Origin of the sequence: Dokdonella ginsengisoli, from assembly GCF_042652785.1 — a bacterium.
Lineage (GTDB): Bacteria > Pseudomonadota > Gammaproteobacteria > Xanthomonadales > Rhodanobacteraceae > Dokdonella_A > Dokdonella_A ginsengisoli.
Genome location: NZ_JBHSHD010000016.1, coordinates 165701 through 179159, shown reverse-complemented (window position 1 = coordinate 179159; position 13459 = coordinate 165701). Strand labels below are relative to the sequence as shown.

Here is a 13459-nt window from a genome sequence, read left to right as displayed (position 1 = left end):
TAGAATTGCGGGTCTTTCAGGAGGTCGCATGAGTTCGATTGCTTCCGCCGGCGCGCGCTTCCGCGCCGCCGTCGCAGAGGAAAGCCCGCTGCAGGTCGTCGGCGCGATCACCGCCTACGCCGCCATGATGGCCAGGCGTGTCGGCTACAAGGCGATCTACCTTTCCGGCGGCGGCGTTGCCGCGAACTCGCTCGGCGTGCCGGATCTGGGCATCAGCACGATGGAAGACGTGCTCATCGACGCGCGCCGCATCGTCGACGCCACCGGCCTGCCGCTGCTGGTCGACATCGACACCGGCTGGGGCGGCGCGTTCAACATCGCGCGCACGATCCGGTCCTTCATCAACGTCGGTGTCGGCGCCGTGCACATGGAGGACCAGGTCGGGCAGAAGCGCTGCGGCCACCGTCCCGGCAAGGAAGTGGTGCCGAAGGAAGAAATGGTCGATCGCGTGAAGGCGGCGGTCGATGCACGCACCGATGCCGGTTTCGTCATCATGGCGCGCACCGACGCGGCCGCGGTCGAGGGCGTGGATTCGGCGATCGAGCGTGCGGTCGCCTACGTCGAGGCCGGCGCCGACATGATCTTCCCCGAAGCGATGAAGACGCTCGACGACTACCGCCGGTTCAAGGCCGCGGTGAAGGTGCCGATCCTGGCCAACCTGACCGAGTTCGGCTCGACGCCGTTCTTCACCGTCGAGGAGCTGAAGTCGGCGAACGTCGACATCGCGCTGTACTGCTGCGGCGCGTACCGCGCGATGAACAAGGCGGCGCTGAACTTCTACGAGACCACGCGCAGCGACGGCACGCAGAAGGCCGCGGTGCCGACTATGCAGACGCGCGAGGAGCTGTACGACTTCCTCGGCTATCACGACTACGAGCGCAAGCTCGACACGCTGTTCGCCAGCGGCAGGAAGGAGCCGTGAGCCGGTGACGGCCCCGGCGGCGCCCGAGAAGCCCGCACGCGAGCGCCATTGGGACGCGCTCGCGGCGGTCGTTGCCGCGCTAATCGGTTTCCTCGCGCTGCTGGTTTCCGGATACACCGCCTACGTGCAGCGCGAGCAGGTGCGCGCGCAGGTGTGGCCGTTCCTGATCATCGGCTACGCCGATCCGGACCGCTCGATCATCGTGCTGAACAAGGGCGTCGGGCCGGCGCAGGTGCGCGGCGTGGAGGTGCTGGTCGACGATCAGCCCAAGCGCAGCTGGAGCGAGGTGCTCGATGCGCTCGACCTCGATTCCGACCGCGAGAACCTGAAGCGTTCGACCATCAGCGGCAACGTGATGACGGCGGGCGAGCGGATCGAGATGATCCAGCTGCCCGATGCCGAAAGCTACGAGCGATTCCGCGTGGCGGCGCAGAAGCGCGTGAAGATCAGCATCTGCTACTGCTCGACGCTGGGCGAATGCTGGGTGCGCGACCGCAAGGTGCGCGACCAGACCAGCATGCAGGTCGACGCCTGTCCGGCATTGCCGCCGGAGCGGCAATTCATCGATTGAACAATTCGCTGCACATGCGCGGCGATCGCACAATGGAGAAAGACGTGAGCGACAACGAAGCGACCCCTGCGTTCAAACCGAAGAAATCCGTCGCCCTGTCCGGTGTCGCCGCAGGCAACACCGCGCTGTGCACGGTCGGCCGCACCGGCAACGACCTGCACTATCGCGGTTACGACATCCTCGACGTCGCCACCACCTGCGAGTTCGAGGAGATCGCGCACCTGCTGGTGCACGGCAAGCTGCCCAATCGCGCGGAACTGGCCGGCTACAAGGCCAAGCTGAAGGCGCTGCGCGGCATTCCGGCTTCGGTCAAGGCGGTGCTGGAGAGCCTGCCGGCGTCGGCGCATCCGATGGACGTGATGCGCACCGGCGTCTCGGCGCTCGGTTGCGCGTTGCCGGAGAAGGACGACCACAACCATCCCGGCGCGCGCGACATCGCCGATCGGCTGATGGCCTCGCTCGGTTCGGTGCTGCTGTACTGGTACCACTTCGCCGTCAACGGCAAGCGCATCGACGTGGAGACCGACGACGATTCGATCGGCGGCCACTTCCTGCACCTGCTGCACGGCGAGAAGCCGAGCGAGCTGTGGGTGCGCGCGATGCACACCTCGCTGATCCTCTACGCCGAGCACGAGTTCAACGCGTCGACGTTCACCGCGCGCGTGATCGCCGGCACCGGCAGCGACATGTACTCGGCCATCGCCGGCGCGATCGGCGCGCTGCGCGGCCCCAAGCACGGCGGCGCCAACGAGGTCGCGTTCGAGATCCAGAAGCGCTACGACACGCCGGACGAAGCGGAAGCCGACATCCGTGCCCGCGTCGAGCGCAAGGAAGTCGTGATCGGCTTCGGCCATCCGGTCTACACGGTCAGCGATCCGCGCAACAAGGTCATCAAGGAAGTCGCGCGCGAGCTTTCGGCCGCGCAGCAGAACCTGAAGATGTTCGACATCGCCGAGCGCCTCGAGTCGACGATGTGGGAGATCAAGAAGATGTTCCCGAACCTCGACTGGTTCAGCGCCGTCAGCTACCACATGATGGGCGTGCCGACCGCGATGTTCACGCCGCTGTTCGTGATCTCGCGCACTTCCGGCTGGAGCGCGCACGTGGTCGAGCAGCGCATCGACGGCAAGATCATCCGTCCGAGCGCCAACTACGTCGGCCCGGAAGACCTGGAGTTCGTGCCGATCGACCGGCGTTGAGCCATTCCGCCCGTCATTCCCGCTTGCGCAGGGATGACGGGCACGCGGATGACGCGGTTGTTCTTCGGAGCAGCCCGGCCCGTTCTTTTCAGGCGAGCCCTTCTTCCTTCAGCACCTTCTGCACCGCCGGGTCGGCTTCCATGCGGGCGGCGAACTGGGCCAGGTTTTCCAGGCCGCCGAGGTCGAGGTTCTGTCCCCTGGCCCAGCGCAGCACGACGTAGAGGTAGGGATCGGCGATCGAGCGCGATCCGGCCAGCCAGTCGCGGCCGGCCAGCTGCGCGTCGGTGCGCTCGAACAGCGTGCGCAGCGTCGTCCGCGCATGCGTCTTGGTCTTCTCGATCGCGGCCGCGTCCTCGAGATACGCGGTCGAGCCGAACAGCGGCTTGAAGGCCGGATGCACGTCGGAGTTGACGAAGGCCAGCCAGCGGTTCACCTCGGCGCGGCCTTTCGCGCTGCCGTCGCCGCCCAGTCCGGCTTCCGGGTGGACGTCGACGAGATAGTTCAGGATCGCCGCGTTCTGGGTCAGGACCCAGCCGTCCACCTCGAGCACCGGCACCGCGCCGGCCGGGTTGATCTGGCGGAACTCCGGCAGTGCGCGCTCCTCGCGGCTCAGGCGCTGCAGCTCGTACGGCCGACCGATCCATTCGAGCACGATGTGGTCGGCCATCGCGCAGGTGCCGGTCGAGTAGTAGAGCTTCATCGTCTTCTCCTTTTTGCTGTGATTGCCCGCGTCAGTGCGGGCGGCCGACGTCCTCGAAGCGGACGTTCTGGATGGCGTACGAGGTCCAGTCCCGGTAGTCGTAGTGCCACCATTCGAATTCGAACACGCGGAAGCCTTCGGCTTCCATGCGGCGGCGCAGGAGATCGCGGCGTGCGCGGGCGTCGGCATCGCCGCCGGCGTAGTCCGGATAGGCGCGCTCGGACATCTCGTCGTACAGGCTCGGCATCTCGACCGCACGGCCGGTCTTGAGATCGTACAGCGTCAGGTCGACCGCGCAGCCGCGGTTGTGGCGCGAACCCTTGGCGGGATCGGCGACGAAACGGTGCAAGTCCTGCGGCGTGGCGTCCCAGAACATCTTCGTCACGTACCAGGGGCGGTAGGCGTCGTGCACGAGCAGGCCATAGCCGTCCGCGGCGAGCGTGCGCTGCACGCGCACCAACGCCTGTGCGGCCGGACGCTGCAGGAACGCGCGCGGCTGACTGTACAACGCCGTGCCGAGGAAATTGCGTGTCGTCGCGTAGCGGATGTCGAGCCGGATGGACGGATCGAGTTCGGCCGGCTCGATCAGGTCCGGCGCGCGGAACTCGCCCGCTTCGTGCGGCGGCGTCGCCGCCAGCGCCTGCGGCAGCAGCTCGGTGACCGGCCGTACGGGTTCGATGCGGAACACCGCCGGCGCGGGCGGGTTCGCGCTGCACGCGGCGAGCGCGACGGCGAGGATCGACGGCAGCGTGCGCATTCCCGACTCCGCGGTTTCGGAAAAGACGCATGATAGCCGTGCGACCGCCCAATCCCGACCGCCGTTGCCAAACGCGCGCCGAATCCCCACCATCGCCGGCCCATCCCGTCCGCACGCCGCCATGAGCGAACTTCCGAGCACGCTGGCCGACTGGCTCGACTACCAGCAGCGCGTGCATCCGCAGGCGATCGAGCTCGGCCTGGAGCGCGTGCGTGCGGTCTGGGAACGCCTCGGCGCGCCGGCCCCGGCGCCGCTGGTGATTGCGATCGGCGGCACCAACGGCAAGGGTTCGACGGTAGCCTTCCTCGAGGCCATGCTCGCCGCGGACGGCCGTCGCGTCGGCGCCTACACCTCGCCGCATCTGCTGCGCTACAACGAACGCGTCCGCGTCGCCGGCGACGACGTCGACGATGCGGCGCTGATCGACGCGTTCGAGCGCATCGAGGCGGCGCGCGCGGAAGGCCCCGGCGAACCTGTCGCGCTGACGTATTTCGAGTACGGCACGCTGGCGGCGCTGTGGATCTTCTCGCGCAGTGCGCTCGACGTCGCCGTGCTCGAGGTCGGGCTCGGCGGGCGCCTGGATGCGGTCAACCTCGTCGACGCCGATGCGGCGATCGTGACCACGGTCGACCTCGACCACCAGGACTGGCTCGGCGACGATCGCGACAGCATCGGCCGCGAGAAGGCCGGCATCTTCCGCACCGGGCGCCCCGCGATCGTGGGAGAAAGCGAGCCTCCGGCGACGCTGCTCGCGCAAGCCGCGCGCATCGGCGCCGACCTGCGTCTGGCCGGCCGCGATTTCGCGTATGCGCGCAGCGAGGACGGCTGGTCCTGGAGTGCCGGCGACACGCAGCTCATGCTGCCGCCGCCGCGGCTCGCCGCGCCGTGCCAGCTGGCGAACGCGGCCGCGGCGATCGCCGCGCTGCACGCGCTGCGCGGCCGGCTCGGGTGGAATCCCCCGGCCATCGGCGAAGGCGTGGCGCAGGCGAGGATCGGCGCGCGGCTGCAGCGCTTCGCCGGACCGCCCGAGCTGATCGTCGACGTCGGCCACAATCCGCAGGCCGCGCGCGCCCTGGCCGAATGGTTGCGCGCCGAACCGGCGGCGGGCCGCACGCTGGCGGTGTTCGGTGCGCTCGCCGACAAGGACGCGCGCGGCATCGTCGCGGCGCTGCGCGGCGAGGTCGACGAATGGCTGCTCGCCGGGCTCGATGGCGACTCGCCGCGCGGGCTCGCCGCCGAGCCGCTGCGCGCGGCGATCGGTGACGCGATCGGTGCCGCTGCGGAACCGGCCCGGTACGCCGACGCCGGCAAGGCGCTCGCCGCCGCGTTCGCGCAGGCGAAGGCGGGCGACCGGATCCTCGCCTTCGGTTCGTTCTTCGTCGCGGCCGCGGCACTGCGTTTCGCCGCGCAGCGGCTCGCCAGGCGCGCCGCACCCGCCGCTTAACCTTCGATACAGCACGGGGGGCGCGTATAATCGCGTCGATTTTCCGACCCGGACCCATCATGGATCTGTCGCTGAAACAGCGCCTGCTCGGCGCCGCCGTGCTGATCGCGCTGGCTGTGATCTTCGTACCGATGTTCATGTCCGGTTCGGCGCCGCAGAAGAGCGCGGAAATGGAGACTTCCAGCCTGGCGATCCCGCCGGCGCCGGATCGCGAGTTCCAGACGCGCGTGCTGCCGGTCGCTCCGGCGCCGAACAGCGCGCCGTCCGCAGCGGCGCCGGTCGACGAAAACCATGTCGCCACGGTCGACACGGCCACGGCGCCGAAGCCGGCGGAATCGCCGCAGCCGGCCGCAGCGAGCCCCGCCACCACGCCGACACCCACGCCGGTCGCCAAGACCACGCCTGCGCCGGCCGCCACGCCGACGCCGGCACCGGCCGCCGTGCCGGAAGCGCCCAAGCCGGCGCCGGGGCAGGCGGCGGATGGAAAATACTTCGTGCATCTGGGCGTCTACACGGCGATCAAGAACGCCGACGAGCTGGTCGCCGGCCTCAAGAAGGGCGGCTATCCGGCGTTCGCCGAATCGAGCAGCTACCAGGGCAAGCCGGCGTCGCGCGTGCGCGTCGGCCCGTTCACCGATCGCGCCGCGGCCGAGGCGGCGCGCGTGCGCATCAAGCAGATCAAGCCGACCGTGCCCGGCAGCGTCGTGCAGCTGGCGGCCGACGCGCCCGCCGATGCGGCGCCCGCCGCGCTGCCGAAGAACCGCGCCGGCGCATTCGCCGTGCAGCTCGGCGCGATGAAGACGGTCGAGGACGCCAACAAGCTGCGCGACCGCGTCAAGAACGCCGGCTACGCGGCGTTCGTCGACAAGATCGATTCCAACGGTGCCACGCTCTGGCGCGTGCGCGCCGGCCCGGAAGTCGACCGCGCCGCCGCCGACAAGCTGAAGACCGGCATCAAGGACAAGCTGAAACTCGACGGCATGATCGTCACGTTGTGATGAGGCCGGGATTGGAGATTGGGGATTGGAGATTCGTTAGAGCGGTGCAGGTGAGCGTGTCGAATCTTTTCCGAATCCCCGATCCCCAATCCCCAACCCCGGCGCTGTGATGAACTGGGCCGACTACGCGATCCTGGCCGTGCTCGGCCTGTCGGTGCTGATGGGGCTGTGGCGCGGCTTCATCGGCGAAGTACTGGCGCTGGCGGTGTGGGCGTGCGCGTTCTGGGTCGCATGGATGCTCGGTCCGGCTCTTGCGGAACAGTTTTCCGGCAGCATATCCACGCCGTCGGTGCGCGTTCTGCTCGGTTACGGGCTGTGTTTCATCGCGGTGCTGATCGCGGGTGCGATCGTGACGTTCCTGATGCGCAAGCTGGTCGAAGGCAGCGGCTTGTCCGGCAGCGACCGGTTGCTGGGCATGGTGTTCGGCCTCGTGCGCGGGATCGCCCTGGTCGTGCTGATCGTGCTGCTGCTCGGGTTCACCCCGTTCGCACGCGATCCGTGGTGGGGCCAGTCGCGGCTGCTGCCGAGTTTCGAACCGGGCGCGCGCTGGCTGCGCGAGCGCCTGCCGGCCGAGGTGGCGAGCTACCTCGAACCGGCAGCCGGTGCCTTGATCCGCCCGCCGGAATCCGACAGGAAACCGCCGGCCGTCCCGAATCCTACGTCTACCTGAAGTATCCAATCATGTGCGGAATCATCGGCATCGTCGGCCAGTCGGAAGTCGCTGCGGCGCTCTACGACGCGCTCACCGTCCTGCAGCACCGCGGCCAGGATGCGGCCGGCATCGCCACGCTCGACGGCAACCGCCTGCGCCTGCACAAGGGCGCGGGTCTGGTGCGCGACGTGTTCGACCGCGACAGCATGCTCGGCCTGCGCGGCAGCATCGGCATCGGCCACTGCCGCTATCCGACCGCCGGCTCGGAAGGCTCGGCCGAGGCGCAGCCGCTGTATGTGAACTCGCCGTACGGCATCGCGCTGGCGCACAACGGCAACCTGATCAACACCGAGGCGCTGCGCCGCGAGGTGTTCGAGGACGATCGCCGCCACATCAACACCGATTCCGATTCGGAGATCCTGCTCAACGTACTCGCGCACGAGCTGCAGATCCAGGATCGCATGACCCTGTCGCCGGATCACATCTTCAAGGCGGTCGCCGGCACGCACGCGCGCTGCGTCGGCGGTTACGCGGTGGTGTCGGTGCTGCTCGGCTACGGCGTGCTCGCCTTCCGCGATCCGCACGGCATCCGCCCGCTGGTGCTCGGCGAGCGCGAAACGGCCACCGGCAGGGAATACGCGGTCGCGTCCGAGTCGGTCGCGCTCGACATCCTCGGCTTCCGCCTGCTGCGCGACGTCGCGCCCGGCGAGGCCGTATTGCTGACGGTCGACGGCAAGCTGCACACGCGCCAGTGCGCGGAGCCGGGCCTGCACGCGCCGTGCATCTTCGAGTACGTCTACCTCGCGCGGCCCGATTCGATGATCGAGGACGTCTCGGTCTACAAGGCGCGTCTGCGCATGGGCGAGAAGCTCGGCGAGAAGATCCTGCGCCTGATGCCCGAACACGACATCGACTCGGTGATCCCGATTCCGGACACCTCGCGCACGATGGCCGGGCCGCTGGCGCAGAAGCTCGGCGTGCCGGTGCGCGACGGCTTCGTCAAGAACCACTACATCGGCCGCACCTTCATCATGCCGGGGCAGAGCGAGCGCGTGCGCTCGGTGCGCCGCAAGCTCAATCCGATCGGCCTGGAGTTCCGCAAGAAGAACGTGCTGCTGGTGGACGATTCGATCGTGCGCGGCACCACATCCAGGCAGATCATCCAGATGGCGCGCGAGGCCGGCGCGAGGAAGGTGTACCTCGCCTCCGCGGCGCCGCCGGTGCGCTATCCGAACATCTACGGCATCGACATGCCGGTGACCGCCGAACTCGTCGCGCACGGCCGCACGGTGGAGGAGATCGAGAAGATCCTCGGCGCCGACAAGCTGGTCTACCAGGATCTCGACGACCTCATCTGGGCCGTGCAGGACGGCAACGAGGACCTCAAGTACTTCGATACCTCGTGCTTCTCGGGCGAGTACGTGACCGGCGTCGAGCCGACCTATCTGCGCGACCTGGAGTTTTCGCGCTCCGACGACGCGAAGATGCAGCGGCGGCAGACCGGCTGAGCCCTCGTCCGCCGCGTTCAGCCCCGGGGCCGGGCTGTGCGGCGCGCGTATTGAACGTTTTCTTTGCATCTGGGTCCCGACACGTATCGCATCCTTGCCGATTGCAGTCGTGGATAATCCGCGACGGGCATCAACTGGGACCCGATACGCATGGATCACACCGACCCGGTCGACCTGTTCGCGGCGGCCGAGATCTGCCTCGCCAGCGCCGATCCGCAGCAGAAGTGCGCGCTGACGCAGCGCTTCGCGCAGGCGATCGCGCGCGGTGAGCTGTCGCGACCGCCGGCGCCGTCGGCACCCGCGCCGATCGGAGCGCCGGGCCGTCCCGCCAGCCCGCGCCTGGTCGCGCCGCGCGCGCTGGCGCAGCGCGGCCTCGGCACCGCGGAGGGCAGGGCGGCGCTGGTCCATGCGGTGGCGCACATCGAGTTCAACGCGATCAATCTCGCCTGGGACGCGGTCTACCGCTTCCGCGACCTGCCCGACGACTACTACCGCGACTGGGCCCAGGTCGCCGCCGACGAGGCGCGCCATTTCGGCCTGCTGAGCGCGCGGCTGGCCGAGTACGGCCACGCCTACGGCGATTTCGACGCGCACGACGGACTGTGGGACATGGCGATGCGCACCGCCGATTCCTGCCTCGCGCGCATGGCTCTGGTGCCGCGCGTGCTGGAGGCGCGCGGACTCGACGTGACGCCGGGCATGATCGAGCGCCTGCGCGGCGTGTCCGATCACGCGACCGTCGAGATCCTCGACGTGATCCTGCGCGAGGAAGTCGCCCACGTCGCCGCCGGCTCGCGCTGGTTCGCCTGGTGCTGCGGACGCGAAGGCGTGGAGCCGCAGGCCACCTTCCGCAGCCTGCTCGAAACGCATCTGCGCGGCGGGTTGCGCGGTCCGTTCAACGTCGACGCACGCCTGCGCGCCGGCTTCACGGCGATCGAACTCGATCGCCTCGCCGAGCTGGCCGCATGAGGGTGCCGCGCGCGCGCCTCGCGGCGTTCGTCGTCGCGACGGCGGCGAGCTGGCTGCTGCTCGTGCTGTGGGCGGCCGGCGCCGGCTGGAGCACGCCGCCGGCGCCGCAGCTGACGCGCGAGTTCGCCGGACGCGAATTCCAGCCGGTCTTCGGCACTGCCGCGGCGCAGGACGATCGCCTGCAGGTGACCGCCGCGGCGGAGGACTATTCCGCCCTGCAGTCCACCGCGCTGGCGAACGTGGCCGGCGAGGAATTGCCGATCCTGCGCTACCGTTTCGAGAATTTTCCGCGCACGCTGGAACTCACGCTGGTGTTCCGCACCGCCGAGCAGCCCGACGACGTGCAGACCATCGCGCTGCCGTGGCCGGGCAGCGGTGAAGCGAGCTTCGACCTGTCGCGGATCGAAGCCTGGCGCGGCACGATCGTCGAACTCGGCTTCGCCCAGTTCGCCGCCGCGCAGCTGGTCGCGCCCGAACGCGGTTTCGCGCCGTTCACCCTGGTCTCGGTCGGACTCGAGTCCGATTCGTGGGCCGGCCGGATTCGCGCTCTGCTCACCGGCTGGTCCCTGCTCACGCCGTGGCAGCTGATTTCGGTCAGCGCGGTCGGGCCGAGCGAGGTCGGCGACAGCTCGCCACACGCGCCGCGCCTTCCGCTGGTGCTGGCGCTGGCACTCGGCCTGGCGGCCGTCTGGGCGCGCCTGGTGCTGGGCTGGTCGGGCCGGCGTCTCGGCGGCGGCCTGCTCGTCGTGGCGGCGCTTGCCTGGGTGGTGGCCGATGCGGCGTGGCTGCGCAGCCTGGCCTACAAGCGGTCCGTGGATCGCGACGTCTGGGGCGATGTTCCGCTCGCGCAGCGGCAGGATCACGTCGTCGACGCCGAGCTGCGCGATGCGGCGACGCATCTGAAGCAAATGCTGGTGAACGCGCCGCCGACGACGCGGATTCTGGTCGACGCGGATTCCCCGCACGACGTCCTGCGCCTGACCTACCTGGCCTCGCCGCTCAACATCGGCGCCTACGGCGAACTCGCGCTCGCCGGCGGCCGCGCCGTGGTGCCGGTCGGAACGATCCTGGTCCGCCACGGCGAGGGCAAGCGTCTGCGGCCGGTCGGCAACCGCCTGCGCGTCGGCAAGCAGAGCGTGCGCGTCAGGACGATGCTGGAAACAGACGGACTGGCCGTATACCGCGTCGAAGGAGTGTCGCCGTGAACGGCCTGTCCGCATGGATCGTCTGGTGCGTGCCGCTGCTGGTCGGCAGCGGGCTGTGGGTCGCCTGCGCCGGCTGGCCGCGGCGCGGGCACGACCGCGTCGTCGCACTCGCCGGCGGCTGGATCGTCGGAGCGCTGGTGTGCGGCCTGCTGGTGCGCGTGCTGGCCGCATCCGAGCTTTCGCTCGTTGCCTCGCGCGTCGGCACGGGCGCCGTGCTGATCGGACTGGCTGGCTGGATCTTCGCCTGGCGCCGCCGCGGCGCGGCGCCGCTGCCGGCCTCCGTGTCGTTCACGCGCGGCGAATGGGCGCTCACGGCGGCCGTGCTGATCCTGCTGGGCTGGCGCGGCTGGATTCTCGCCAGCGACATCCTTCTGCATCCGACCTTGCCGTGGGATGCCTGGGCGATCTGGCAGGCCAAGGCGAAGGCCTGGGTGCTGGCGGGGCACGTGACGCCGTACGTTTCCTTCGAGAACTGGCTGTCGGCGCCCGCGGTCGAGGCGCGCACGGCCGGCGCCTGGAGTTATCCCGAGCTGCTGCCGTGGACCCTGGTCTGGTTCGCCGGCGGCGGCTGGGTCGAGCCGTGGATCAACCTCGCCTGGCTCGGCCTGTGGTGCGCCATGCTGTTCGCCCAGTACGGTCAGTGGCGCGCGCTCGACGTGCCGCGGTTCGCCGCGCTGGCCGGCGTGTACCTGCTCGGTTCGCTGCCGCTGCTCAACGCCCATGCGGCGCTCGGCGGCTACGCCGACCTGTGGCTGGCGGCGCTGCTGTCGCTCGCAGGGCATGCGTGGCTGCGCTGGCGCCGCGACCGCGACTCGCGCCAGCTGCTGATCGTGCTCGGCCTCCTGCCGCTGCTTCCGATGATCAAGCTCGAAGGCGCGGCGTGGAGCATCGTGCTCGGCGCCGCCTGCGTGTTCGGCGTGCTGCCCGAAGGTCTGCGTGCCAAGCGCTTCGCCATCGGGCTCGCGGTGGCGGCGGTCGCCGTCGTCGCGTCCCTGGTCTTCGGCGTGGCCTGGATCGCCGCCGCGCGTAGCTACGCCGGAAGCGGGCCGGCGCTCGCGCTGGGCTCGATCGGCCAGTCGATCGCGGCGCTGTCGAACGCGCTGTGGGGACAGTGGAACTGGAACCTGCTGTGGTTCGCGCTGCCGGTCGCACTGGTCTGGAACGCGCCGCAGTGGCGCCGCGACCCGACCGCCCGGCGCCTGCTGGTGCTGCTGGCGATACCGCTGGCGCTGATCTTCGGCCTGTTCGTGTTCACGACCGCTTCGCGTTACGCGCAGAGCTACTCGGCAGTGAACCGCCTGCTGCTGCAGATGACGCCGCTGCTGGTCGCATCGCTGCTGTTCGCGCTGTGGCCGGCGAGCGGCCGCAGCGATCAGGCCGGCGTCGCGCGGACGGCTTCGGTGTAGATCCGGCGCCACGCCGGCATCGTCGCCTTGAGCGCGAAATCCTTCCGCCAGCGCCGCTCGCCGGCCTGGCCGAGCCGGCGGCGCAGGTCCGGATTGCGCATTCGTTCGATCGCCGCCGCGAGTCCGGCCACGTCGCCGGGCGTCACCAGCAGGCCTGTTTCGCCGTCGACGACGACGCTGCCCACACCCGAGCCCGGGATCGCGCTGGCGATGACCGGCAGGCCCGAGCGCATCGCCTCCAGCAGGACCAGGCCGAAGGCCTCGCCGCGGTCCAGCGACGGCAGCACGAACGCATCCGCCGCGGCGTAGGCCGCCGCCAGCGAGTCGTCGTCGAGGTCGCCGGCCAGGTGCAGTCGCGCGTCGAGACCGCGGGCCGAGGCGAGCGCACGCAGTTCGCGCTCGCATTCGCCGTGGCCGACCAGCAGCAGGCTCGCGTCGGCGACCTGCGCGAGCGCTTCGAGCAGAACCCCGAAACCCTTGTAGCGGCTGAGGCGACCGACGGCGAGGAGGCGCAGGCCGGCCGCCGGCCAGGCGGGTGGCTGCGCCGGAGTGGAAATGGCGGGGAGATCGCCGATGCCCAGAGGGATGACGCGTGCCTTGTCCTTCCACGGCGACAACGCCGCGCTCGCGTCGAGGTACGGCTGCGACGTGGCGACGATCGCCCGCGCCCGCGCGAGCGTGGCCTGCTCGAACGGCCGGTAGGCGCGATAGAAGGTGCGCAGACGCCAGTCCGGCGAATCCGGCGGGACGTCCGCGTGCCAGTGCACGATCCATGGCAGGCGCCGGGCGGCAGGGCTGGCCAGCGCGGCGAAGCAGGACGGATTGGGGAAATGCAGATGCAGCAGATCGGGGCGGAATTCGCGCAGCGCGCGCGACAGCTGCAGCGGAAAAGCCGGGCTCAGTGGCGTGTACACCGGCGCGGCCAGACAGCCGGCGCGGCGTACCTCCACGCCGTTCATCGCCTCGCGCGCGCCGCGCCACAGGCCGGGGCGCTGGTGCACGAGGACGCTGACCGCGTCGCCTTGCGCGACGCACCATTCGGCCAGTGCCTGCGTGTAGCGCTCGATGCCGCCGCGCTCCGGGGCGTAGTACTTGCCGAGGTGGAGGACGCGCATGCCGCCGGGCGTC

The 13459-nt window shown here is 70.0% G+C and carries 13 protein-coding genes; 10 read left to right on the top strand and 3 right to left on the bottom strand.

Going from position 1 to position 13459, the window contains the following annotated elements; translation table 11 throughout:
* Positions 1-28: 28 nt before the first annotated feature.
* Genes prpB through prpC form a run of 3 tightly spaced genes read left to right on the top strand, consistent with a single transcriptional unit; the run spans position 29 to position 2692 of the window.
* A complete protein-coding gene (prpB, locus tag ACFO6Q_RS18710; protein ID WP_380022643.1) occupies positions 29-922 on the top strand; it encodes a methylisocitrate lyase in 894 nt (297 codons plus the stop codon).
* A 4-nt stretch (positions 923-926) separates the two neighbouring features.
* Complete coding sequence (locus ACFO6Q_RS18705; RefSeq protein ID WP_380022642.1) at positions 927-1493, top strand: hypothetical protein; 567 nt, start codon at positions 927-929, stop codon at positions 1491-1493.
* 32 nt (positions 1494-1525) lie between these two features.
* Positions 1526-2692: a bifunctional 2-methylcitrate synthase/citrate synthase gene (gene prpC / locus ACFO6Q_RS18700; RefSeq protein WP_380022641.1), complete on the top strand. Its 1167-nt coding sequence runs from the start codon at positions 1526-1528 to the stop codon at positions 2690-2692.
* Between the two features lie 88 nt (positions 2693-2780).
* Here prpC and ACFO6Q_RS18695 read toward each other — a convergent pair whose 3' ends face one another.
* Both ACFO6Q_RS18695 and ACFO6Q_RS18690 read right to left on the bottom strand, forming a co-directional pair.
* Positions 2781-3392 (bottom strand): glutathione S-transferase family protein, encoded by a 612-nt coding sequence (locus ACFO6Q_RS18695; protein ID WP_380022640.1) that lies wholly within the window; start codon positions 3390-3392, stop codon positions 2781-2783.
* Between the two features lie 31 nt (positions 3393-3423).
* Positions 3424-4149 carry a M15 family metallopeptidase gene (locus ACFO6Q_RS18690; protein ID WP_380022639.1) on the bottom strand — a complete coding sequence of 242 codons (726 nt, stop codon included), beginning with the start codon at positions 4147-4149 and terminating at the stop codon, positions 3424-3426.
* 121 nt (positions 4150-4270) lie between these two features.
* Between ACFO6Q_RS18690 and folC the strand changes: the two genes are divergently transcribed.
* The 7 genes from folC (at position 4271) to ACFO6Q_RS18655 (ending at position 12331) form a co-directional block, all read left to right on the top strand.
* Positions 4271-5593: a bifunctional tetrahydrofolate synthase/dihydrofolate synthase gene (folC, locus tag ACFO6Q_RS18685; protein WP_380022638.1), complete on the top strand. Its 1323-nt coding sequence runs from the start codon at positions 4271-4273 to the stop codon at positions 5591-5593.
* A gap of 59 nt (positions 5594-5652) precedes the next feature.
* A complete protein-coding gene (locus ACFO6Q_RS18680; RefSeq protein WP_380022637.1) occupies positions 5653-6591 on the top strand; it encodes an SPOR domain-containing protein in 939 nt (312 codons plus the stop codon).
* A gap of 109 nt (positions 6592-6700) precedes the next feature.
* The gene (locus ACFO6Q_RS18675) at positions 6701-7261 is read left to right on the top strand and encodes a CvpA family protein (RefSeq protein WP_380022636.1); all 561 of its coding nucleotides are present in this window, start codon (positions 6701-6703) and stop codon (positions 7259-7261) included.
* Between the two features lie 11 nt (positions 7262-7272).
* Positions 7273-8751, top strand: a complete 1479-nt coding sequence (purF, locus tag ACFO6Q_RS18670; RefSeq protein ID WP_380022635.1) for an amidophosphoribosyltransferase — start codon at positions 7273-7275, stop codon at positions 8749-8751.
* A 150-nt stretch (positions 8752-8901) separates the two neighbouring features.
* On the top strand, positions 8902-9720 hold the full coding sequence (locus ACFO6Q_RS18665; protein ID WP_380022634.1) for a ferritin-like domain-containing protein: 819 nt from the start codon (positions 8902-8904) through the stop codon (positions 9718-9720).
* Positions 9717-10925, top strand: coding sequence for a hypothetical protein (locus ACFO6Q_RS18660; RefSeq protein WP_380022633.1), 1209 nt, complete (start codon positions 9717-9719; stop codon positions 10923-10925). Before ACFO6Q_RS18665 ends, ACFO6Q_RS18660 begins: the two co-directional genes overlap by 4 nt.
* Positions 10922-12331 carry a hypothetical protein gene (locus ACFO6Q_RS18655; RefSeq protein WP_380022632.1) on the top strand — a complete coding sequence of 470 codons (1410 nt, stop codon included), beginning with the start codon at positions 10922-10924 and terminating at the stop codon, positions 12329-12331. Before ACFO6Q_RS18660 ends, ACFO6Q_RS18655 begins: the two co-directional genes overlap by 4 nt.
* Here the strand turns inward: ACFO6Q_RS18655 and ACFO6Q_RS18650 are convergent.
* On the bottom strand, positions 12298-13446 hold the full coding sequence (locus ACFO6Q_RS18650) for a glycosyltransferase (RefSeq protein WP_380022631.1): 1149 nt from the start codon (positions 13444-13446) through the stop codon (positions 12298-12300). The two genes, ACFO6Q_RS18655 and ACFO6Q_RS18650, sit on opposite strands and share 34 nt — an antisense overlap.
* Positions 13447-13459 lie beyond the last annotated feature (13 nt).

Coding starts and splice junctions, on each gene's coding strand:
- prpB (WP_380022643.1), top strand. CDS start 29: ATGAGTTCGATTGCTTCCGCCGGCGCGCGCTTCCGCGCCGCCGTCGCA.
- ACFO6Q_RS18665 (WP_380022634.1), top strand. CDS start 8,902: ATGGATCACACCGACCCGGTCGACCTGTTCGCGGCGGCCGAGATCTGC.
- ACFO6Q_RS18680 (WP_380022637.1), top strand. CDS start 5,653: ATGGATCTGTCGCTGAAACAGCGCCTGCTCGGCGCCGCCGTGCTGATC.
- prpC (WP_380022641.1), top strand. CDS start 1,526: ATGGAGAAAGACGTGAGCGACAACGAAGCGACCCCTGCGTTCAAACCG.
- ACFO6Q_RS18650 (WP_380022631.1), bottom strand. CDS start 13,446: ATGCGCGTCCTCCACCTCGGCAAGTACTACGCCCCGGAGCGCGGCGGC.
- ACFO6Q_RS18690 (WP_380022639.1), bottom strand. CDS start 4,149: ATGCGCACGCTGCCGTCGATCCTCGCCGTCGCGCTCGCCGCGTGCAGC.
- purF (WP_380022635.1), top strand. CDS start 7,273: ATGTGCGGAATCATCGGCATCGTCGGCCAGTCGGAAGTCGCTGCGGCG.
- ACFO6Q_RS18675 (WP_380022636.1), top strand. CDS start 6,701: ATGAACTGGGCCGACTACGCGATCCTGGCCGTGCTCGGCCTGTCGGTG.
- ACFO6Q_RS18695 (WP_380022640.1), bottom strand. CDS start 3,392: ATGAAGCTCTACTACTCGACCGGCACCTGCGCGATGGCCGACCACATC.
- ACFO6Q_RS18660 (WP_380022633.1), top strand. CDS start 9,717: ATGAGGGTGCCGCGCGCGCGCCTCGCGGCGTTCGTCGTCGCGACGGCG.
- folC (WP_380022638.1), top strand. CDS start 4,271: ATGAGCGAACTTCCGAGCACGCTGGCCGACTGGCTCGACTACCAGCAG.